The following is a 23,477-nucleotide window of genomic DNA, read 5'->3' as shown; positions in this document are numbered from 1 at the left end:
TAAGAAAACTGCATCCACAACTAAATACCGCTGCACAAAACAGATCAGCCTGTTTAGTTTTATGTATATGCCGCCGCTAAACAATTCGTGCTGAACCATTATACTATGATTTTCGATGTTTTTCCAAAATTTGCTACACGGCTCTTGCAGAAAAACTGACAAGATGTCATAATATGAAATAAATTCGCCTGACACAGGAGGTGTTTAACATGAGAATTTCTTTTAATAATTTCAGAGTAAAAACTATTATTGCAAGTATTATAATGGCAATAATAGTTTGCAGCACATTATATTGGTATTTCGGTTATCACATAAAAACACCTGAATACGCATTGAAAATGATCAGTGAATCAATAAATAAACATGATTTGGCAGAATTCAACAAATACGTTGACAGAAAAGAATTATTGAGCGGCATGGCCGATGACATTATCGCCGATATTATTCAATCTGACCAGCAGACGACTGATAATACAGCTTTTGCCTTACAAGAATATTCATCTATATTCAAAACTGCTTTTCTAAAAAATCTTGACACAGCGCTGACGAAATTTGTATCATCTGAAAAATGGTCCGATGATACCGCATCATCTGCTGATGAGGATACGGCAAGTTATATGAGCTTGCTTGAAAATGCCGGATTAATTGATCTTTCTGTCAATGATTACAAAATAATATCTGTGGATAAATCTGCAAAAACAGCAACTCTTGCTGTTGATACAACGCAAAATGAAATAGCAAAAACCTTTACTTTCAAAATAATTTTATTGCAGCAGGACAACGGTCGCTGGATGGTCACCAAAATAGAAAATTATTCAGAATTTCTTTCTATGCTGAGCACTGAACGCAAAAAGTATATGCTTTCCTATGTAGAAAAAACCGACGCACTGATGAATGAACACAAAAAGACCTTTAATAATATTGATTCACAGTTGCAGGAAATAATTTCTTCAGGAAATATCGGCAGCAATTCGGTCCGCGATGATCTAAAAAAGATTATGAATGACAACATGCTTCCGCATTGGCATATGCTTAAAGAAGCTCTGGCTGCCATAAATCCGCCTAAATCAGCAGAAACATTGCAGCGGCTCCGGCTGCAAATATGTGATTATTACATCGCATATTATGAAAATTATATAAAATGGCTCGATGATAAAAATATAAAAAGTCTCCGGGATGCAAATGACAGTCTAAAAAGGGCAAAAATATTGGAAACAAATGAAAATAATCTCACGAATATAATAAAAAGAGATCTTTCCAAATAGAAACAGGAGAGCATAAGGTAGAATATAATGAGAAAAATAAAAGAAGAAAAAGTTTTACTGTACAACTTTATCGATGAACAATTCCTTCAGAAGGTTCAGGATTTTTTTGCGGCTATGCATATAAATACTGTTGTAGTAAAGCAAAACTGTCACTGTCAAAAGGTAGGTTATTTATTGGGTCTCACAGGCTTTTCTGAAGTCAGCATTCCCGATGAAAAAGATTTTGATTTTAACCATAAAGTAATGATTTTTCATAACATAAAAAGCAAACGCCTTGATGAAGTATTGGCAAAATTACATAATGCTGATATAATTATCTCATATAAAGCAGTCGTTACACCGCTGAACAGATTTTGGTCCTTGAAAAGGCTTTGCCTTACTATGTACAAAGAACACGGTGCATTTGTTGATCATAAAAAAAAGCAGGAAAAAAATGCGCAATAACCATGATGCAGATTTGGATAAAACACGTAAACTGGAACCGATTTCCCATAAAGACTTTCTCGATCGGCATCGTTCCGATATTGAAATAAAAGATGTTGAGCAAAAGAAAAAGCCGTTGCCTTCCAAGAGTTGGTTTAACGCAAAACATATCAGGATCTGGGGGATTTTAATCGTTTTCTTTTTTGCTTTAATAGGTGGTTTTTATCTTTCCTCTTATTACAACGATCAAAAGCAGCTTACCGAAAATGAATCAATTCACCAGCAACAGGATTTAAAAAAACAGCAGGCCGCCATAGACCGTCAGAAAGAAGAACTGGAAAAGCAGCGCAGTCAGCTTGAACACGAAAAAAATGAACTCAATAGCGGCAGGAACTCTTCTGAACCGCAAGCTTCATGGCTCAATAATGTCATTGATTCTTTGACAGGTGAAAAAGAAAAGAAAGCTGCACAAAAACAAGAAAATAATATTCAAATTGATAAAGAAATAGCTCAGGCACAAACAAAAATTGACGAAATCAACAACAGTTTGGGCAAACTTGAGACAATAAGGCAGGAAATGTCTGTTTTACAGGGAAAATTAACCGAGGCTTACAAAAATAACAAAGACTTGATTGATATTTTCAAACTTAATTTACTTAATATACTTCAGTGATTTTATTTTAGGTATTTTTAGAAATATAGTAGTATTTTTTCCAAAAAATCAGCTTAATAGAGTTGAAACAATTTCTATGACAGTCTTCTTGATTTCATTTGTAACTCTTTGGTAATGCTAACAGTATATCAATTTTTTCGTTTGCATAAATGAAAAAATTAAATTATAATATTTACCAGATAACATTTAGCTTTAGCAGTATTTATTGTTTCATTTCAGAAAGGACGGGGAATTTGGAAAATCAGGAATTATGCCGTAAACGTCAATATACACATTGCATACGCAAATATTTACTATTATTTATTGGTTCAATAATAACAGCAGTCGGTTTGGAATTGTTTCTTGTTCCTAATCACATCATTGACGGAGGCATTGTCGGCATTTCCATAATGGGCAGTTATCTTTCTGGTCTGCCTTTGGGCGTTTTCCTGACAATCCTGAACATACCCTTTCTATATTTGGGATATCGTAATCTCGGTAAGTCATTTGTGGTCGCTAGTATCTTCTCTATTATCTGTCTTTCCGGTTGGACCAGTGTTTTCGTACCGATAAAAGAGGTAACAGAGACGCCATTTTTGGCTGCTGTTTTCGGCGGAATAGTAACGGGACTGGGCGTTGGCTTAATAATAAGGAACGGCGGATCTCTTGATGGTACTGAAATGGTTGCGATCATTTTAGATAAGAAAACCGTATTCTCAATCGGTGAAATAGTAATGTTCATCAATCTGTTCATTTTGAGCGGTGCGGGACTCGTTTTTGGCTGGGATAATGCAATGTATTCTTTAATAGCTTATTTCATCATTGCAAAAACAATTGACATTGTTATTCAAGGATTGGACGAATCATATGCAGTAATGGTTGTTACATCTAATCACGAAGAGGTTTCTTATAGGCTTATGAATGAATTAGGGCGCGGAGTGACTTTATTGCATGGTGAAGGCGGATATTCCGGAGAATCACGTAAAATATTATACTGTGTAGTAACACGATTGGAAATAGACAAATTGAAAACAACTGTGCTTGATGTCGATGAAATGGCATTTGTTACTATTTATAAGGTTAATGATATAATCGGCGGGCGGCTTAAAAAATAGTATTTTTACATATTTTCATAAAATTTATCTGGCAGAAAATTTTTATCTTATACTTAGATATTGCGTTATGTAATTCGTTGGTGATGTACACACAAAAAATATATTCTTCGTATGGGGTATATATTTTTGCGTGTACTAAAGAAATTAGAAAATTACAAAAATTATATGTACTATAAATATTGTATATGCTTATACACCGTATTGTAATGAATACTAAGAGAAAGGAGTCCTTTAAAAATAATTGCATACGGATAATTTCATATTTATTTAGGAGGAATTTATAAATGGATAATTTGTTTGGAGAATTTTTAGGAACAGCTATACTTATAATTTTTGGGTGCGGTGTCGTAGCTAATGTTTGTCTGAAAGGCTCTAAAGGTGAAAACAGCGGCTGGATTGTAATAACGGCAGGCTGGGGATTTGCTGTTATGCTGGGGGTTTTTACATCAACTTCCTTAGGTGCGCCTCAGGGAGATCTAAATCCCGCTGTAACTTTAGCAAAAACCATGAACGGTGTATATACTCCTGCACAAGCCGGTGCAACAATGGTCGCACAAGTACTTGGTGCCATTGTAGGTGCGATAGTAGTCTATCTTGCTTATCTACCGCATTGGGAAGCCACAGAAGACAAAGCCAGCAAACTAGGCGTATTTTCTACGATTCCTGCAATAAGAAGCTATGCAAGCAATTTTTTATGCGAAGCCATAGGTACTTTTATTCTTATTCTCATGATATTTGCTATGTTCCATGCTAATAACGGAAAATTTCCAGCAGGTGTAGGTCCATATCTTGTTGGCATATTGATTTGGGCACTGGGTCTTAGTTTAGGCGGTCCTACAGGTTATGCCATCAATCCTGCCCGTGATCTTGGTCCTCGTATAGCCCATGCCATACTGCCTATAGCCGGTAAAGGCAATTCTGATTGGGCTTACAGCTGGGTTCCTGTACTTGGTCCTATAGTTGGCGGTATTGCAGCTTATATATTTGCTAAAATGGTTGGCATACTCTAATAAATATTTTGGCAGCTTTATATATCAACTAAAAAAAATTATCATTTTGGGAGGTTTATTTCTTATGGAAAAAAAATATGTATTGGCTTTAGATCAGGGAACAACGAGTTCAAGAACTATTTTATTCGATCATGATTCCAATATAGTGGCTGTGGCTCAGCGTGAATTCACTCAAATATTTCCAAAACCGGGCTGGGTTGAACACAATGCAAATGAAATTTGGTCAACACAGGTAGGCACCATTTCTGAAGTAATAGCAAAAGCTAACATAGATCCGAATGAAATTGCTACTATAGGTATAACCAATCAGCGTGAAACTGCTGTCGTATGGGACAAAACCACAGGTCAGCCTGTTTATAATGCTATCGTTTGGCAATCACGCCAGACGATGGAAATTTGTGACGAACTAAAAGCAAAGGGACTGGCCGATACTTTTCATAAAAAAACAGGACTGCTCATTGATGCTTATTTTTCAGGCACAAAGGTAAAATGGATTCTTGATAATATTGAAGGTGCACGTGAAAAAGCAGAAGCCGGCGATCTTCTTTTTGGAACCATGGACACATGGCTCATTTGGAAACTCACAGGCGGCAAAGTGCATGTGACAGATTACTCAAATGCTTCACGCACCTTAATGTACAACATTCGTGAATTGAAATGGGATGACGAACTTTTAGGCCATCTTAATATTCCTAAATGCATGCTTCCTGAAGTAAAACCTTCCAGTGAAGTTTATGGTGTAACAATCCCCAGTGTTACACAGGGAGTTGAAATTCCTATTTCTGGTATTGCAGGAGATCAGCAGGCTGCATTATTCGGTCAGACCTGTTTTAACGCAGGCATGGCAAAGAACACTTATGGTACAGGCTGCTTCATGCTGATGAATACAGGATCACAGCTTTATGATTCCAAGAACGGTTTGCTGACAACCATCGCATGGGGTCTTGATAATGAAGTAGTCTATGCATTGGAAGGAAGCATTTTTGTTGCCGGATCAGCCATCCAATGGCTGCGTGACGGTTTAAAAATACTTGATTCAGCTCCTGATTCAGAATATTATGCGGGTAAGGTAAAAAATGCTGAAGGTGTTTATGTTGTACCAGCTTTTGTTGGTCTGGGTGCACCCTATTGGGACATGAAATCACGCGGCGCTATTTTTGGCCTGACACGCGGAACAAGCAAAAATCATATTATCCGTGCTACACTTGATTCTTTGGCATATCAAACAAAAGATGTTCTCGATGCTATGCAGTCTGATTCGGGAATCAAGCTTGACTCCTTGAAAGTTGACGGCGGTGCCGTTGCCAATAATCTTATGATGCAGTTCCAAAGTGATTTGTTAGGTGTTCCTGTCGATCGTCCTAAAGTCGTTGAAACAACTGCGTTAGGCGCGTGTTATCTGGCAGGTATTGCCGTGGGCTTCTGGAAGAATAAAGAAGAACTTATCAACAATTGGCAGCTTGATCGCCGTTTTGAACCTAATATGGGCGAAGAAGAAAGAAATGAACTTTATGTAGGCTGGCTTAAAGCGGTTAGACGCACCATGAACTGGCTCTGATAAATGTAAAAAAAGCTTATTTGTTTCATAGTATAGGCCGCAGTTATCTTTAATAACTGCGGCCTATATTTATCGCTGTTTTTTTATTTCAAATGAAGAATTAGTGACTTCATATGAAATAAATATTTTTATTAATGCATCAAAAAATATTGCTATAAATCAACTCATGCTTTATAATAATAATTAAGCGATTTTATCTGTCAGGCGTATCTCTGCTTTATTTAATAGAACATACAGATAAATAAAACATATTTATATATGTAAAAGGACTGCATTTATACTAATAATACTTCAAAAATATATCGTCTGACAATAAAATTAAAATTTAAATCCTAATGTAAAAGAATATATATTGTTAAAGAAAATTTATTTTGCTATAATTTAAATTCTGACAATATATAAGTCTCAGGGAGGAAAAGGAAAAAGCTATGTTAAAAACAACAGTAGTAGTTATCGGCGGTGGTGCTACCGGCGTCGGTATTCTGCGTGATTTATCAATGCGCGGAGTAGACGCAATTCTGGTAGAACGTGATGACCTTGGTTACTGGACCAGTTCAAGATTTCACGGATTGCTTCACAGCGGCGGCCGTTATGCTGTAAAAGATAAAGAAGCTGCAAAAGAATGCATCCAGGAAAACACCATTTTGCGCAAGATAGGCCGTCATTGTGTTGAGGCTACAGAAAGTATTTTTGTACGTGCTCCTGAAGACAGTGAGGAATTTGAGCAGGAATGGGTAAAATCCTGCGCTGAGTGTGGTATTTCAGCTGTTCCTATCTCTATGGATGAAGCTTTTAAATTAGAACCTAATCTGAGCCGCAAATTACTTTCAGCTTATCGCTGTCCCGGTGCCGCCGTTGACGGATTCCGTCTGCTTTGGCAGACTGTGGCTTCAGCGAACAAGTATGGCGGCAAGGCCATGACTTATAAAGAAGTAATCGGCATTGAAACAGAAAACGGCACTGTTGTCGGTGTCAAAATACGGGACAGATGGACTGGTGCTGAAGAAAAAATCTCCTGCGATTTCGTTATCAGTGCCTCCGGTTCTTTTGCCGGGGAAGTTGCTCATTTAGCGGGCCTTTCTGTAAATGTCAAACCCAGCAAAGGTACCCTGATAGCGTTTAATCATCGTATTTGCAATCGTGTAGTGCACAGACTCCACAAATCTTCGGATGCAGATATCTTTGTACCGCATGGTTCGATAACTATATTGGGAACAAGCTCCATTGACAGTGCACCGGACGATACAAGCACAGAAACAGCAGAAGTTATGGCAATGATGGAAATAGGAAAAATAACTTTTGAAAACATTTACGATTATCGCATCTTACGTGTTTTTGCCGGAACACGTCCTTTGTACAGTGCCGATCCTAATGCGAAAGGCCGCAGTGCATCGCGCGGTTTTGTCGCTCTTGATCACGCACACGACGGTATCAATCATTTTATGAGTGTATGCGGCGGTAAATTTACTACCTATCGTCTGATGGCAGAAAAAGTGTGTGATATTGTTTGTGAACAGCTGGGTGTCAATGCAAAATGCCACACAGCAGAAGAAAATCTGGTGGACGATCCGTCACCGGATCTCATAAGCAGAGCAAAAGCAGTATTCCCAAGCTATGGTGCAGAACTTGCATCTTCACGCTTAGGCAACGAAAAACTGGAACGTGTTATTAAACGCATCGAAACACAACCTGAAATGAAAGAACTTGTCTGCGAATGTGAAAATGTCACTTTGGCAGAAATCGAAGAGGTAGCTTCAGAGCCGACAAGCCATACCGTAAGCGATTTAAGAAGACGCACACGTTTGGGAATGGGGACATGTCAGGGAACTTTTTGTGCCTATCGCAGTGTAGGTGCTGTAAATAAAGAAAATATGCCATGGGCAAAGGATTCCGTATATTTGTTCAAGGAATTTTTAGAAACGCGTTGGAAGGGTATCCGCCCTGTATTGTGGGGAAATATGCTTCGTGATATCGAACTTACGCGCGCAATTTACGATGCAGCCTTAAACTTGAGCGGGGTGGAAGAGATAAAATGAAAAAAAGTGATATTTTGATCATAGGAAATGGTATATCCGGTTTATTTGCTGCATGTATAGCCGCAGATATGGGGAAAAAAGTCCAGATACTGTCCTATGGTGCCGGTACGCTCACTATAGGCGGCGGTATTATAGATGTTCTCGGTTATGATGATCAGGGAAAGTTTATTGCTGACCCGCTGAAAGGGATGGACGGTATATCAGCAAATCATCCTTACGCAAAAACCGGTGCCCAAACAGCAAAAAAGGCACTTGAGGCTTTTTTGAAAATTACTGAAGAAGAAGGGTATCCGTATTTAGGTTCCCCTGATAAAAATTTATGGCTGCCTACGGCTGTCGGCAACTTTAAACCAACTTGCCTGGTTCCTCGCACCATGGATACAGAAGCTTTGTTCAAAGCCGATAATATACTTGTAGTCGGCTTTGATACCATGAAAGATTTTTATGCCGATATGGCTACAAAAAATCTGCGGGAACGTCTGAGCAAAAATAAAAATGTTGAAGAATTCATCGTTAAGCTCAATTTTGAATACGGACGTGATTTACGTGATATTTCAGCTATGGATGTGGCAAGATGGCTGGAAACAGATGAAGGCCACCGTTCCTTCGTAGATCAAGTAAAGGGGCATGTCAAAGCCAATACAGCTATTGTTCTGCCTCCTGTTTTAGGATTGGAGCCAAATTATAAGGTTCTTGATTCTCTGAAAAAAGAACTATCCTGTGCATTGATAGAGGTGTCTTCTTTACCCCCGGCTGTAACAGGGACCCGATTGAATAAAATGCTCCATTCATGTGCCAAGAAACGCGGTGTTCAAATAATTGAAAAAGCACGTGTTGTGGGTTCGGAAATAATAGATGGAAAATGTCAGGCTGTTATAACAGAAGGTTTTGACCGTCAGAGAAAATTCTATGCTGAGCAATTTATCCTGGCTACCGGCGGCGTTTACGGCGGCGGTATCATAGCTAAAATCGGCGCTATGTCGGAACCTATCTTCAATATCGATATTGAAGTTCCTAAAGTCCAAACAGATTGGTCCTACAAGCAGCTGTTTGCGGACAAAAAACAAATTTTTGCGCAATATGGTGTCAGCGTAGATGAAAATCTTACACCGGTTGCTGCGGATGGCAGCAAACCTGCTTCTAATGTAAAAGTTGTAGGCAGAAGTTTGGCAGGATACGATTTCTGTTATGAAAAGTCAGGCAATGGTGTGGCTTTGATCACAGCTTATAAAGCAGCTGCCGCATTTTGTGGGGAGGCATAAAAAAGAATGGCAATAAATAAACAACATGCGATAGATCCTGATAAATGTACCGCTTGTACTATATGTATCACTGCGTGTCCTGTGACCGCAGCAACAAGAAAATTCCGCGGCCCGAAAATGACTGGCCCTGCTCTTACCAGACTCAGAAAATTGGTATCTGATGATGATCCTATGCTTGATTACTGTTCAAATTGTAAAACCTGCGATTTAGTATGTCCCTCTGGCGTTCCTATCTCTACGCTCAACATGATAGCCAAAAATGAATATTACAAAACACATCCGCGTAAATCGAAAGCTGATGATATGCTTGCGCACAGTGAAAAAATGGGCAAACTTATAACAGCTTTGCCTCTCGGTTCAACTTTTGCAAATCTTGGCATGTCTGTAGGAAAATCATTTGGTGTTATGGGAGCCATGGGTATAGCTCAAGATGCCAAAATGCCGTCTTACGCCAGCGAATCCTTTATCAGTAAATTTAAGAAAATAAAACAGACCCCATATCCCCGCAAAGTAGTCTTTTTCTCTGGCTGCTATATCAACTATAACCAGCCGGAAGTTGGTACTGATCTTGTCAAAGTATATCAGAAAAATAAAATCGAAGTGGCTATAGACGAAAATTTTGTTTGTTGCGGTTCACCAATGGTATCCGGCGGCTATATCGACGATGCACGAGTAAATGCCTCAAAAAATACGGCATTGCTGAAAAGCTGGGTGGACAGAGGCTATGACATAGTTACCGCATGCACCAGCTGCGGACTTATGCTCAAACAGGAATATCAAGAGCTGTTCGACTTTGAAGGAATGGCAGAATACGCTGCGCATATGTATGATTCCATAGAATATCTGGCAAAATTACATGATGACGGTCAATTTGATACTGACTTTGCAAATGACAACACAAAGTATATCTATCACGCTCCGTGCCATTTGAAGGTTCAGGCTATCGGACGTCCGTCTATGGAACTTCTGCCAATGATTCCCGGTATAGATATCGAGGAAGCAGATGTTGGCTGCTGCGGTATTTCCGGAAGTTATGGCTTTAAAGCAGATAAGCATGAAATAGCTATGAAAGTTGGTTCTAAACTGTTTAATAGGATAAAAAATTCTCACGCAAAATTAGGTGTCTGTGAATGCGGTACCTGCCGCCTGCAGATGGAAAACGGCAGCGGAGTGAAAGCAATTCATCCGCTCACTGTATTGCGTCAGGCATATGGTTTATAAATAAATAGATCAGATAATAAAGCGGCATTTTGTTCCTCAAAATGCCGCTTTATTATACAGACAGAGCAATATATTTTAATAGATGTTTTTCCTGCTTTATAGTATAATTATTATAATCTATATATTGATAAGGAGGCTCATTATATGAAAAAAATCATTAATAATCCCGACAATGTCGTAGAAGAAATGCTCAATGGCATGACAGCATCTCACCCTCAGTATCTGACAAGATTAGAAGGCTTTGATTCTGTCATCAGAACAAATAAAAAAGCTGATAAAGTTGCCTTAGTCAGCGGAGGCGGCAGCGGCCACGAACCATCTCACGGTGGTTATGTCGGCAGAGGCATGCTTGATGCCGCGGTGGCAGGCCCTGTTTTTACATCGCCTACACCCGATCAGGTTTATGAAGCAATAAAGGCGGTTGATGCCGGAAAAGGCGTTCTCCTCGTAATAAAAAACTACAGCGGCGACGTCATGAATTTTGAAATGGCTGCGGAAATGGCTGCGGCAGACGGCATAGATGTGGAAAAAGTAATAACAAATGATGATGTAGCCGTAGAAAACAGCACCTGGACAATAGGCCGCCGCGGTATTGCGGGTACGATACTGGTTCATAAGATTGCCGGAGCAAAAGCGGAATCGGGCGCAGTGCTGGCGGATGTAAAACGGATAGCGGAAAAGGTTATTGCCAACGAACGTTCTATGGGCATGGCTTTATCTCCCTGTACAGTACCGGCAGCAGGAAAACCCAGCTTTACCTTGGCAGAAAATGAAATAGAAATCGGCATGGGCATACACGGTGAACCCGGCACTCATCGTGAAGCTATAAGAACAGCCGATGAAATCACACAACAGCTTGTAGATAAAATATTGGCCGAAAAAATATATAACAGCGGTGATGAAGTAGCTGTCCTAATAAACGGATTGGGTGCCACACCTCTGATGGAGCTTTATGTGGTCAGCAATAAAGTACAGGCTGTTCTTCAGGAAAAAGGTCTGCATATGGTAAAAACATATGTAGGAAATTACATGACTTCTTTGGAAATGGCCGGATATTCAGTAACACTGCTGAAACTGGATGACGAATTAAAGGAACTTTTACTGGCGCCGGCTGATACTCCTGCCTTTGTTCAATACTGACAACAAAACTTAATTCACAGAAAAGGACGGATTATTAATGACTGGAAAAGACGCTGTAAAAATAGTCGGACAGGCTGTTATTGAAAAAAAAATGTTTCTTACCGATCTTGATCAGGCGATCGGGGATGGAGATCATGGTATAAATATGGCACGCGGTTTTGAAAGTGTTTTACAAAAAACAGAGGTTCTGCCTGATGACACGGATATATCCTCCATTTTAAAAACTGTGGGTATGGGGCTGATTTCAAGTGTGGGCGGAGCTTCCGGTCCATTATACGGGACAGCTTTTCTGCGTGCCGCAGGACCATGCAAGGACAAAACAAACATTGATGCCAATACAGCCAAGGCTATGCTTGACGCAGCTATAAAGGGAATACAGGATCGTGGCAAGGCACAAAAAGGTGAAAAAACAATGCTTGATGCACTTATCCCAGCATCGGAAGCATTTGCTGAGGGTATAAAAGCAGATAAAACTCTTCTCGAATGCCTTTCTTCTGCTGTCCAGGCTGCTCAAGACGGCGTTGAGTATACAAAAACGATTATTGCGACAAAAGGACGGGCAAGCTATTTGGCTGAACGCAGCATCGGTCATCAGGACCCCGGTGCCACATCAGCGACTATCATGTTGACTGCGCTTTATAACTATATAAAGTAATAAGAGGAGTAAAAAAATGGTTGGCATTGTTATTGTCTCTCATAGTGTTAAAATTGCCGAAGGGGTAAAAGAATTGGCCCTGCAAATGGCGAAAGGCCATCCGGTATTTACTGCCGGCGGAACAGCTGACGGCGGTATAGGCACAGATCCGATACGCATCCAGGAAGCTATGGAGGCCGCAAATTCAGGCGACGGTGTAGTTGTTATGGCAGATCTTGGCAGTGCTGTCATGAGTGTCGGTCTTGCCAAGGAAATGCTGGACCCTGATCTTGCCGAAGTAGTAAAATTAGCGAACGCGCCAATAGTTGAGGGTGCCATCGCGGCCACAGTCGAAGCTTCCATGGGAAGTTCATTGGAAAAGGTATTGCAGACTGCACACGATGCACGGAATATGGATAAGATTGACTGAAAAATGATTAACCAGAATAGGCATTTAAGGTTGGTGTACCCGACCTTGTATGCCTGTTTTTTTTATTAATGCCTGAAAATTTGCATATTAACACTTTTTTTTTAAAACATATACGTATATAATATATATTACGTATATATTATTATTTTAAAAAATTCTTATTATAGCCTTAGTAATTATACATATTTCGCTCCGTAAATATTATTTTTTTATTTTAACAGCTCGTTAAATAATATACTCGACAAAAATGTTTTATACATATACAATAAATACTATTTCTTCTCCTTGACTAATAAAATAAACAAGGTTTATAATATTGCATGGAATATGTAATAATTGATATTATAATACGCGAAAGAATATCACAGGAGGGTTATTATGGAAAGATACGATTCTATCTGGGACATGTACAAGAAAAAGGGGATTAGCCGTCGCAGTTTCATTAAAACCTGCACAGCAATGACTGCCTTGCTCGGATTAGCTCCCACAATGCTGCCCGATGTTGTCAAAGCTGCCGAAAAAAGACTGCCGGTCGTAATCTGGCTTCACGGACATGAATGCACAGGCTGCAGTGAGGCTTTTTTACGTTCAGGGGCACCGTTGACATCTGACGTCATACTCAATATGATCGCTTTGGAATACGATGACACACTCAGTGCCGCATCCGGTGAGCCGTTTGAAAACCATTTGCAGGAAATTATGAAAATTTATAAAGGACAATATATCCTTGCCGTAGAAGGAGCTGCTCCCCCTGATCCCAAAGGCGGTTTCTGCATGGTAGGCGGCAGGCCATTTGTCGAAGAAGTAAAAGAAGCGGCAGCTGGAGCTGCGGCTATCATTGCTTACGGCACCTGTGCCACGTGGGGCGGCATACAGGCTGCCCGGCCTAATCCTACACAAGCTGTATCCCTGAATGAAATCGTAGGCAATAAACCTATTGTCAATGTTCCCGGCTGCCCTCCTATTCCTGAAGTAATGACCGGTGTTATTGCCCATTATGCAATGTTTGGCAATCTGCCTCCTCTTGATAATAAAAATTGTCCTAAGCAGTTCTTTGGTAATCGTATACATGATACATGCTACCGCAGACCGTTCTTTGATGCCGGCATGTACGCCAATGATTTCAATGATGCCGGGGCAAGAGCCGGCTGGTGTTTATATAAACTCGGCTGCCGCGGCCCGGAAACATATGCCTCCTGCGGCAACATGCGCTGGTGGAATGGATTATCATATCCTATTCAATCCGGACATGGCTGCATTGGTTGTACAAGTAAGAATTTTTGGGACAATGATCCATTTTACACGCGCCTGCCTGAAGTCGCGGGCCTCGGTCTCGGCAATATAGACAAAATAGGCGCCGTCGCGACGGGCGCACTGGCTGTTGGCATAACTGCGCATCTTGCTACTTCAGCTGTTCAGAAGAGAAAACGTGATCAAAAAGAACTTGAAGATAAAAAAAAGACTGCTGAAGAACTCGACAGAATAAGCAGAAGAAAGGATTGATTTTTTCATGAAAAGAGTTGTGGTAGATCCTGTTACTCGAATAGAAGGTCATTTACGTTTAGAAGTTGAGGTTGACGAAGCTTCGGGAAAAGTAAATGATGCTCTCTCAAGCGGAACAGCATGGAGAGGCATTGAGACTATAGTAAAAAACCGTGATCCTCGCGATGTATGGGCTTATGTACAGCGCATCTGCGGTGTCTGCACCAGTGTGCACGCTTTGGCTGCAGTCCGTGCTGTCGAAGACGCACTTTCTATAAAAATACCCAAAAATGCTCATTATGTACGCAATATTATGGCAGGCACAATAACAGCGCATGATCATATAGTCCATTTTTATCACTTGCATGCTTTGGACTGGGTCAGTCCTATTGAAGCTTTAAAAGCCGATCCTAAAGCGACAGCGGCAATGCAGGATACCGTCCTTAATACTTATTCCATACCTGTGAAAAATCCCGAAGGATACGATTTCAGCGCCTATCCCAAAGCTTTTCCCAAAGCTACAACAGCGTACTATAAAGATATACAAGATAAAATAAAACAGCTCGTTGACAGCAACCAGCTGGGCATCTTCGCCGCTAATTGGTGGGACCATCCCGCATATCAAATATTACCTCCCGAAGTGCATCTGATGGCTGTATCACATTATCTGAACATGCTGGACAAACAGCGCGAGATAGTAATCCCGCATGTCATATTCGGCGGTAAAAACCCGCATCCTCATTATGTCGTCGGCGGTATGTCCTGCGCCATTTCAATGAATGATATGAACGCACCTGTCAACAGCCAGCGTTTGGCTGCTGTCGAAACTGCAATTTCTCTGGCTGCGGATGTGGTAAATTCCTTTTACGTACCTGATGCCCTGGCTATTGCTCACATTCATGCGCAAAAAGGCAGTGCCATCGACGGGGGCGGTCTTGCCGGAATACGTGTACTCGGTTTTGGCTCTTATCCTGATGAACCTTTTGCCGGACACGAAGATTTTGCCTCAGCGGCACTTGTTCGCTGCAACGGTGTAGTAGAAGATTTTGCTCAAGGACTAAACAGTGCAAAATATACGGAATTGACGGGGAAAGACCTTGAAGACAGTGCTGTAATAACCGAAAACGCTAAACATTCCTGGTATGAGAATAATGATGCACTTCATCCGTGGGATGGTGAAACAGATCCCAATTATACAGGTGACAAAAACGGCAACAAAGAAAAATGGGAATATCTTGACAAAGATAATAAATATTCATGGATAAAAACCCCAAAATGGCGCGGCAGGGTCTGTGAAGTGGGTCCTCTTGCACGTTATATTATCGTTTATACGAAAGTAAAGAAAGGTATCATAACACCTACCTGGGCAGAAGAAATCATGATCGGTCAGATAGATCATGTTTCAAAACTCCTCAATCTCCCGCCCGAAAAGTGGCTGCCATCAACTGCCGGCCGTACTGTCGCTCGTGCTCTTGATGCCCAGCTTGCTGCAACAATGGAAAAATATTTCTTCGACAAATTGGTAAAAAATATAGGCACAGGCGATACAAATATCGCCAATACTTTAAAATGGGAACCTTCATCGTGGACGAACGGTGAATTTAAAGGCGTAGGTCTTTATGAAGCACCGCGCGGAGCCTTATCTCATTGGATAGTAATAAAAGACAAAAAAGTAAAAAATTATCAAGCCGTAGTGCCGACAACGTGGAATGCCTGTCCGCATGATGATCAATCAGGAAACGGGGCGTATGAATTATCCATGATTGACACACATGTTGCCATACCGGACAAACCTTTGGAAATAGTAAGAGCGGTCCGTTCATTTGATCCATGTCTCGCATGTGCCGCGCACGTATATGACAGCAAGAAGAAAACACTTAGTATGGTTAACACCGATCCATATATAGGGAGTGGTAAAGTATGACGGTCAGAGAAAATCAGTTTGTTGAAACTTCCATACCTAATGGCAAGGAAGCTCATTTGACAAGATTTTATATTTTCAGTCCTTTTTTGAGAATTTTTCATTGGCTGATGGTCATTTCTATAATAATTTTATTTTCTACCGGTATAGTTGTAATGACGCCTATGTCCATGGGTGAAGGACAGTATGTAATTTTGAATGAATGGCATTTATCTGTCGATTGGATAAGAAATCTTCATTTTCTTGCCGGCTTCATTCTTTCGGCAGCATTTTTATTCAGAATATACGGCTATATAATCAATAAGGGCGACAGGCTTTTGCCTAATTTCTTTCAAATGAAATTCTGGGATGATCTTGTGGAAGTAATGATGCATTATTGTCTGCTCAAATATTCACATAAACAATTTTTGCGCAATCCGATGGCGCGTATGTCCTATATAGCAATTTACGGCTTGATAGTGGTAGAAATACTGACCGGCTTTGCTATGTATTTTCAGGTAAATCCCAATGGTATCGGCGGCTCGATTTTTGGCTGGCTTGTCGTTCCATACGGAGAAATGTTTCTTCATGTTGTTCATCACATAGTGGCTTGGTGCATTTTCTTATTTGCAGCTATACATGTTTATATGGTAGTGCGCGCTGACTTTATGGAACGTGAAGGAGAAATTTCCAGCATGATTTCAGGAACTAAAGTATTGGCTCATTTGCCCGATGATATAAATGATATAAGAGACAAAAATGGTAAAATCATTAAAGGCTAGCAGGAGGTTTTCATATGTGCTCAACATGCGGCTGTTCAAGCCATGGTCAGGGAACTCAGATTCAATTTTTTGTCACAGGATATGATGCAAAAAATTCCAAGGCAGTGGAAGAAAAACTTTTGGGTCTTCCGGGAGTATTGTATGTGCATATTCATACTCATGACGGAGAAACAACAATAAATTATGACCCTGCAAAAACACGCTTAAGTGAACTTACCGCTGTTTTTGAACAAAAGGGTCTGCAGGCAGCTATTTAAGTAAATAATTAAGAAATAAAAGGCTGCTGCAAACAAAGATTGCAGCAGCCTTTTTGATTGCAGGAGCAGTAAATTATGCATGAAATGGCAATGGCACAGGGTGTAATGGAGATAGTCGAAAGTTATGCAAAAAAAAGCAATGCTACAAAAGTCAGGACCATCGCTCTTTTGATAGGAGAAATGACAGGCGTTGTTTTTGAATCTCTTGAATTTTGTTTTAAAGCTACCGCTAAAGGAACTATCGCCGAAAATGCAGAGATGAAGTTGAAAAGTATCCCGCTCATCGGACATTGCAATGATTGCGGCAATGAATCGCATATTGAAAATTACAATTTTTTTTGTCCTCAGTGCGGCAGTGCCAAGGTAGATATTATATCGGGGCGGGAGCTGCGCGTTGAATATTTGGAGGTAGACTGATGGAAGTTCAGGTAATGCAGGATATTTTAGGAAGCAATGATAAACTGGCCGCTGAAAATAAAAAAATTTTTGACGAATACGGTATTTTTGTTCTTAATCTGATCGGTTCTCCCGGTGCAGGAAAAACATCTCTGCTGGAAAAAACTATAGGCTCATTAAAAAATCATCTGCGCTTAGCCGTTATAGAGGGTGATCTCTTTACCAGCAAAGATGCCGACCGCATAGCGGACCATGATGTTCCCGTCATCCAAATAAATACCAGCGGCGGGTGTCATCTGGATGCTATGATGGTGAAAAAGGTCCTCAGCAAACTTGATCTGCAAAACCTTGATCTTGTTATAATCGAAAATGTGGGCAATCTTGTTTGCCCTGCCGAATTCAATATCGGGGAGGATACCAAAGCCGTTGTTCTGAGTATTACTGAAGGTGATGACAAACCGCTTAAATATCCTTTGATATTTAAAGAAGCCTCTGCCGTTGTACTCAACAAAATCGATATATTGCCCTTTACAAATTTTGACATGGAAAATGCCCGGCATGATATCAATTGTCTTCATCCCGGTATCAGTATCATTGAAACATCCTGCCGCACAGATAATGGTCTTGATCAATGGTGCAGCTGGCTTCGGGCAGCTGCTTATGAAAAAAATGAACGGATGAAAAAAAATAATGGATAATGTTACAATACTAGGTGTCGGTAATATTCTTATGCAGGATGATGGCTTTGGCGTCAGACTGATCGAAAAACTACAGCTGATGAAGTGGCCTGAAAAAGTGAGAATCCTTGACGGAGGAACATTGGGAATGCTTCTCCTGCCATATATAGAAGGTACAAAAAAACTACTTATAGTAGACGCCATAAATGCACCAGGCACTGCCGGAGATTTTTTTTGTTTTGAGGGAAGTGAAGTCAACGCTTACTTTTCCAACAAAATATCGGTGCATGATCTTGGTATCAATGATCTTCTTGCAGCACTTGCCATAACCAATGATCCTGTTGATGAAACTGTTGTCATGGGTATCAAACCGGCTGTTGTCGACCTGGGAATGGAACTTACAGAAATCATAGAGGAAAAGATGGATAAGACGATAGAGAAAGTCCTCAGCCATTTAAAAAAATGGCATGTTTTCCCCGTTTGATGGTAAAATATTATGAAAAGATTATCAGTAAGAGTCAGAGGCATCGTTCAGGGCGTCGGTTTTAGGCCTTTTGTCTATCGGTTGGCACGGGAAAATAATCTTACCGGCTTCGTTTTAAACGATGATGACGGTGTCTTAATGGAAATTCAGGGTATTGAAACATCTCTTGATGTGATGCTTAAAGAGCTTAGCTATGAAGCACCGCCCGCAGCTTCCGTCATGGAAATTGTAACAGCTGAAAAAGAAATCATTGCTTCGGAAAAAGATTTTACAATAAAAAAAAGTCCTCTTGCTGCCCTACGGAAAGCGTTTATATCACCAGATCTGGCAATATGTGCTGATTGCCGCAGAGAAATCATGGACAAATCTGACAGAAGATATCATTACCCTTTTACTAACTGTACAAACTGCGGACCGCGCTTTTCCATAGTGGAAGACATTCCCTATGACAGGCGCAATACTACAATGAAAACTTTTTCTATGTGCAGCAAATGCAGGGAAGAATATGCGCAGCCTCAGGACAGGCGTTTTCATGCCCAGCCAAATGCCTGCAATAGTTGCGGCCCGCAGTACAAACTTTTGAATAACAAAGGTACTGTAATATCAATTGATAATGAAATTATACTGGAATCAGCAAGAAAAGCTATAAAAAAAGGAGAAATAATTGCTTTAAAAGGTATCGGCGGTTATCATCTGGTCTGTGATGCCTATAATAATTCTGCAATACTTAAACTCAGAAACAGGAAGAAACGCTTTGACAAAGCATTGGCCGTGATGGCAGATTCAGTAGACACGATAAAAACCTTATGCATTGTCAATGCCAAAGAAGAAAGCCTCCTTAAGAGTCCTTCAGCGCCCATCGTCCTTCTTGCAAAAAAAGAAAATTGTGCTCTGGCTGCTGCAGTGGCTCCCGGTAATTGCAGTATTGGTTTTATGCTTCCTTATGCACCTATCCATTGTCTGCTCCTGCAAAAAGGAGATGTATTTGTGATGACCAGTGCCAATCTCAGTGAAGAACCCATTGCCTACGAAGAAGAGGACGCGCTGGAACGTCTGGCTGGAATAGCCGATCATTTTTTGATACATGATCGCCGCATCAATATGTCTATAGATGATTCAGTGATGCAAGTGGTGAAAAATGAAGCTTATTACATAAGGCGCAGCAGAGGATTTGCCCCTGCACCCCTTTTTCTGTCATCTTGCAATAAGCAGCTGTCAGTTTTCGCTGCCGGCAGTCAATTGAAAAACACATTTTGTCTGACCGATGGAAATAAGGCAATTCTAAGCCATCATATCGGCGATTTAGCTAACAAGGCCGCATATGATTCTTACAGAAAGGCCATAAACCATTATCAAAAAATTTTTTCCATACAGCCGCAAATAGCCGCATGTGATCTCCATCCAGAATATTTTTCTACGAAATATGCACTTGCAACAGGATTGCCGCTCATCAAAATACAGCACCATCATGCACATATTGTTTCTGTCCTTGCTGAAAATAACATATCGGAAAAGGTAATCGGTGTGGCACTTGACGGTACCGGTTATGGCGATGACGGCTGTCTGTGGGGCGGCGAATTTTTCCTGTGTGACTGTACTTCCTATGAGCGTTTGGCACATTTCTCATATCTGCCTCTGCCGGGAGCATCGGCCGCGATAAAAGAACCATGGCGCCTTGCCGCTTATATAATGCATTCTTTATATGGGAAAAAAATGCTGGAAAAAGAATGTGGTTTATGGAAATCTGTACCGGAAAACTGGTCCTTAGCTGTTCAAATAGCAGAAAAAGGCTTTAACTCACCCCTTACCTCCAGTGCCGGCAGAATATTTGATGCGGTATCGGCTGTTCTTGGCATAAGAGGAAGGATAAATTATGAAGGACAGGCCGCAATAGAACTTGAGCAAATAGCGGCGGCAGGAAACGGCAGCCTTTTACCTTATGAATCAAAAGAAGAAAATGGAATGTGTCAGATAGATTTTCTGCCTATGTTCAGAAGCTTAATTGAGGATGATACTGCAATCTCCGAAAAAGCTGCTTCTTTCCATTTAACAATGGCAGCTGCCGTGGTGGATACCGTCAGGATTCTAAAGAAGAAGACCGGGGTCAGAAAAATTGTTCTGTCCGGTGGAGTCTTTCAGAATTTATTATTGCTCAAAAACATATTTGCCCTGCTGGAAGACGATTTTTCCGTTTATATAAATAGAAAAGTTCCTGCAAATGACGGTGGTCTGTCATTTGGACAGGCAGCGGCAGCATGTGCTATTATAAATAAAAATAGAGGCTTATTATAAAAGGAGCGATAAAAATGTGTCTTGCTGTTCCTGCAAAAATTATAGAAAAGAATGATATGATGGCAACCGTTGATGTTGAGGGCATACAGAGAAAAATCAGTTTGATGCTCTTACCCGATGCAAAAAAAGGTGATTTTGTTCTTATGCATGCCGGTTTTGCGATTCAGACAATAGATGAACAAGAGGCAAATTATACTGCCCAGCTGTTAAAAGAGGTCGCCCAAAATGATAATGCCTGAAGAATGCAAGAAGGCAGCAGAGTTTTTCCTGCAAAACATTGATAGACTTATAACAAAACCTACGCGATTTATGGAGGTTTGCGGTACACATACTGTATCTATTTTTCGTTCCGGCATAAGACAGCTTCTTCCTGAAAAGGTGGATCTTGTAAGCGGTCCCGGCTGTCCTGTATGCGTCACGCCGAATGATTATATGGATACTGCAATCGCCTATGCGAAAAATTCAAACGTGATCATAACTACTTTCGGCGATATGCTTAAAGTTCCCGGTACAAGCACAAGCTTATATGAAGCAAGAGCAGAAGGCGCTGATATCCGTATAGTATACTCTCCGCTTGACGCCCTGCAGCTGGCAATAAATAACCCTGCAAAAAAAATAATTTTTTTAGCGGTTGGTTTTGAAACAACCGCACCTTTGACGGCAGCCACTATTCAAACAGCACAAAAAAAGCAAATAAATAATTTTTTTATTCTCTCTGCACACAAATGGACATATACGGCTCTCGATGCTTTATTAAGCGATCCGACAATAAAAGTCGACGGATTTTTGCTGCCCGGCCATGTCTGCGTCATTACGGGCGAAGCCCCCTTTTCCTTTGTATCTGAAAGGTATGCAAAACCGGCTGTCATTGCCGGTTTTGAGGCACTCGATATTCTTCGGGCCGTATATATGCTTGCCCTGCAGGTTCAAAACGGTCAGGCAAAAATAGAAAATGCTTATAAGCGCGTGGTCAGGACTGAAGGCAACCCCATTGCTCAAAATGCAATATCTTCAGTTTTCAGCAATACATCCGCAAACTGGCGAGGCTTCGGCGGAATAGAAAATTCCGGTATGACAGTCAACGCGGCATACGCTCAATATGACGCACTGCACAGCATCCCTGTGACCAAGGAAAACTCAAGAGAAAATCCAGCCTGTCGCTGCGGTGATGTACTAAAAGGCAATATCAACCCTACGCAATGTCCTTTATTCAAAAAAATATGTACACCGGAACACCCTGCCGGTGCATGCATGGTTTCCATTGAGGGCACATGCCATGCGTGGTATAAATATGGGCAAGGGAGATATCACTATGGAAGATAAATTCATAACTATGGCTCACGGAGCGGGCGGTGTAAAAAGCCGTGAGCTGGTCGAAGAAATAATGGTTCCAGCATTTGATAATGAATATCTGCGTCAGATGCATGACGGAGCCAAGCTTCCTGTAAAGAATAATATTGCCTTCACTACAGACTCCTATGTAGTAAAACCCTTGTTTTTTAACGGCGGCAATATAGGTAAACTGGCCGTATGCGGCACAGTGAATGATCTGGCTATGACAGGTGCCGTGCCAAAATATATATCTGTGGGCATGATTTTGGAAGAAGGTTTTCCAATAAAGGATTTGCGCACTATCGTCGATACCATGAGTCAGGCAGCAGCTGAGGCCGGTATATATATCGTCACAGGAGATACAAAAGTAGTCAACAAAAACAGCGGTGATGGCATTTTTATCAATACGGCAGGTGTCGGTAATTTAATAGACGGCTGCGATATAGCTCCGCGAAATGTAAAGCCGGAAATGGATATAATAGTCAGCGGATATCTCGGTGATCATGCCGCGGCGATCATGGCATTACGACATAATCTGCAATTGCCGGACACACTAAAAAGTGACTGTGCTCCGCTAAATAAACTTGTTTATAAAATATTGCAGGCGGCGCCCAAAATAGCCGTAATGCGTGATGCCACCCGCGGCGGCGCAGCAGCCGTTCTCAATGAAATAGCAGCCCAGGCAGGTGTCGGTATCATTATTGATGAAGACAAGCTTCCCGTACGTAAAGAAGTACGAGGGTTCTGCGATATCCTGGGTTTTGATCCGATATATCTGGCAAATGAAGGCAAAATGGTAATCTTTGCAGACAAAACCTATAGCAGCCGGATACTTGCCGTTATGCACAAAGATGTATATGGCAAAAATGCCTGTATAATAGGCAGTACAAACAGTATCGCTCCCGGCGAAGTGGGTCTGCGTACAGCTATTGGCGGGATAAGGATAATTGATATGCCTGCAGGTGAACAAATCCCCAGAATCTGCTGAATCCTTAAAATTAAATATTGCATCATTAAAAAATCCGTCTTATTCAGGTCCATACGCCTGCTTAATAAGACGGATTTTTATATCCATATACAAATATAAATAACGGTAAATTTCAGCAAATATATATAAATATCTACTTAC

The 23,477-nt window shown here is 40.9% G+C and carries 23 protein-coding genes; all 23 read left to right on the top strand.

Going from position 1 to position 23,477, the window contains the following annotated elements:
* Positions 1-209: 209 nt before the first annotated feature.
* Entirely contained in the window at positions 210-1,265 is a 1,056-nt protein-coding gene (locus I6758_RS14440; RefSeq protein WP_196605895.1) for a hypothetical protein, read from the top strand.
* A 27-nt stretch (positions 1,266-1,292) separates the two neighbouring features.
* The gene (locus tag I6758_RS14435; protein ID WP_196605894.1) at positions 1,293-1,709 is read left to right on the top strand and encodes a DUF3783 domain-containing protein; all 417 of its coding nucleotides are present in this window, start codon (positions 1,293-1,295) and stop codon (positions 1,707-1,709) included.
* The gene (locus I6758_RS14430; RefSeq protein WP_196605893.1) at positions 1,699-2,361 is read left to right on the top strand and encodes a coiled-coil domain-containing protein; all 663 of its coding nucleotides are present in this window, start codon (positions 1,699-1,701) and stop codon (positions 2,359-2,361) included. Before I6758_RS14435 ends, I6758_RS14430 begins: the two co-directional genes overlap by 11 nt.
* A 233-nt stretch (positions 2,362-2,594) precedes the next feature.
* Positions 2,595-3,455: a YitT family protein gene (locus tag I6758_RS14425; protein WP_231038690.1), complete on the top strand. Its 861-nt coding sequence runs from the start codon at positions 2,595-2,597 to the stop codon at positions 3,453-3,455.
* 284 nt (positions 3,456-3,739) lie between these two features.
* A complete protein-coding gene (locus I6758_RS14420; protein ID WP_196605891.1) occupies positions 3,740-4,465 on the top strand; it encodes an MIP/aquaporin family protein in 726 nt (241 codons plus the stop codon).
* A 64-nt stretch (positions 4,466-4,529) separates the two neighbouring features.
* Complete coding sequence (gene glpK, locus I6758_RS14415) at positions 4,530-6,023, top strand: glycerol kinase GlpK (RefSeq protein ID WP_196605890.1); 1,494 nt, start codon at positions 4,530-4,532, stop codon at positions 6,021-6,023.
* Between the two features lie 428 nt (positions 6,024-6,451).
* Positions 6,452-8,059, top strand: coding sequence for an anaerobic glycerol-3-phosphate dehydrogenase subunit GlpA (gene glpA, locus I6758_RS14410; protein ID WP_196605889.1), 1,608 nt, complete (start codon positions 6,452-6,454; stop codon positions 8,057-8,059).
* The gene (gene glpB / locus I6758_RS14405; protein ID WP_196605888.1) at positions 8,056-9,321 is read left to right on the top strand and encodes an anaerobic glycerol-3-phosphate dehydrogenase subunit GlpB; all 1,266 of its coding nucleotides are present in this window, start codon (positions 8,056-8,058) and stop codon (positions 9,319-9,321) included. Before glpA ends, glpB begins: the two co-directional genes overlap by 4 nt.
* 6 nt (positions 9,322-9,327) lie before the next feature.
* A complete protein-coding gene (locus I6758_RS14400; RefSeq protein ID WP_196605887.1) occupies positions 9,328-10,542 on the top strand; it encodes an anaerobic glycerol-3-phosphate dehydrogenase subunit C in 1,215 nt (404 codons plus the stop codon).
* Between the two features lie 144 nt (positions 10,543-10,686).
* Positions 10,687-11,682 carry a dihydroxyacetone kinase subunit DhaK gene (gene dhaK, locus I6758_RS14395; protein WP_196605886.1) on the top strand — a complete coding sequence of 332 codons (996 nt, stop codon included), beginning with the start codon at positions 10,687-10,689 and terminating at the stop codon, positions 11,680-11,682.
* A 37-nt stretch (positions 11,683-11,719) separates the two neighbouring features.
* Complete coding sequence (gene dhaL / locus I6758_RS14390; RefSeq protein WP_196605885.1) at positions 11,720-12,337, top strand: dihydroxyacetone kinase subunit DhaL; 618 nt, start codon at positions 11,720-11,722, stop codon at positions 12,335-12,337.
* A gap of 16 nt (positions 12,338-12,353) precedes the next feature.
* Entirely contained in the window at positions 12,354-12,746 is a 393-nt protein-coding gene (gene dhaM, locus I6758_RS14385) for a dihydroxyacetone kinase phosphoryl donor subunit DhaM (protein WP_196605884.1), read from the top strand.
* 378 nt (positions 12,747-13,124) lie between these two features.
* Positions 13,125-14,249 (top strand): hydrogenase small subunit, encoded by a 1,125-nt coding sequence (locus I6758_RS14380; RefSeq protein WP_196605883.1) that lies wholly within the window; start codon positions 13,125-13,127, stop codon positions 14,247-14,249.
* A gap of 7 nt (positions 14,250-14,256) precedes the next feature.
* Entirely contained in the window at positions 14,257-16,152 is a 1,896-nt protein-coding gene (locus tag I6758_RS14375; protein WP_196605882.1) for a nickel-dependent hydrogenase large subunit, read from the top strand.
* A complete protein-coding gene (gene cybH / locus I6758_RS14370; protein WP_196605881.1) occupies positions 16,149-16,910 on the top strand; it encodes a Ni/Fe-hydrogenase, b-type cytochrome subunit in 762 nt (253 codons plus the stop codon). Before I6758_RS14375 ends, cybH begins: the two co-directional genes overlap by 4 nt.
* Before the next feature lie 14 nt (positions 16,911-16,924).
* Positions 16,925-17,167 carry a hypothetical protein gene (locus tag I6758_RS14365; RefSeq protein WP_196605880.1) on the top strand — a complete coding sequence of 81 codons (243 nt, stop codon included), beginning with the start codon at positions 16,925-16,927 and terminating at the stop codon, positions 17,165-17,167.
* Positions 17,168-17,242: 75 nt separating this feature from the next.
* Positions 17,243-17,584, top strand: a complete 342-nt coding sequence (gene hypA, locus I6758_RS14360; protein WP_196605879.1) for a hydrogenase maturation nickel metallochaperone HypA — start codon at positions 17,243-17,245, stop codon at positions 17,582-17,584.
* Entirely contained in the window at positions 17,584-18,261 is a 678-nt protein-coding gene (gene hypB, locus I6758_RS14355) for a hydrogenase nickel incorporation protein HypB (protein WP_196605878.1), read from the top strand. Before hypA ends, hypB begins: the two co-directional genes overlap by 1 nt.
* Positions 18,254-18,724 carry a HyaD/HybD family hydrogenase maturation endopeptidase gene (locus I6758_RS14350; protein ID WP_196605877.1) on the top strand — a complete coding sequence of 157 codons (471 nt, stop codon included), beginning with the start codon at positions 18,254-18,256 and terminating at the stop codon, positions 18,722-18,724. The genes hypB and I6758_RS14350 overlap by 8 nt, the downstream gene beginning before the upstream one ends.
* Positions 18,725-18,736: 12 nt before the next feature.
* Positions 18,737-21,016, top strand: coding sequence for a carbamoyltransferase HypF (hypF, locus tag I6758_RS14345; protein WP_196605876.1), 2,280 nt, complete (start codon positions 18,737-18,739; stop codon positions 21,014-21,016).
* A gap of 14 nt (positions 21,017-21,030) precedes the next feature.
* Positions 21,031-21,255 carry a HypC/HybG/HupF family hydrogenase formation chaperone gene (locus I6758_RS14340; protein ID WP_196605875.1) on the top strand — a complete coding sequence of 75 codons (225 nt, stop codon included), beginning with the start codon at positions 21,031-21,033 and terminating at the stop codon, positions 21,253-21,255.
* The gene (gene hypD / locus I6758_RS14335; protein WP_196605874.1) at positions 21,242-22,339 is read left to right on the top strand and encodes a hydrogenase formation protein HypD; all 1,098 of its coding nucleotides are present in this window, start codon (positions 21,242-21,244) and stop codon (positions 22,337-22,339) included. The genes I6758_RS14340 and hypD overlap by 14 nt, the downstream gene beginning before the upstream one ends.
* Complete coding sequence (gene hypE / locus I6758_RS14330; RefSeq protein ID WP_196605873.1) at positions 22,329-23,336, top strand: hydrogenase expression/formation protein HypE; 1,008 nt, start codon at positions 22,329-22,331, stop codon at positions 23,334-23,336. Before hypD ends, hypE begins: the two co-directional genes overlap by 11 nt.
* The last annotated feature ends 141 nt before the right edge of the window (positions 23,337-23,477 follow it).

The sequence above is a fragment of the Pectinatus haikarae genome (genome assembly GCF_015732185.1).
Lineage (GTDB): Bacteria > Bacillota > Negativicutes > Selenomonadales > Selenomonadaceae > Pectinatus > Pectinatus haikarae.
Note: the sequence above shows the minus strand (reverse complement) of the source record. Positions and strands in the feature narration are given on the sequence as shown.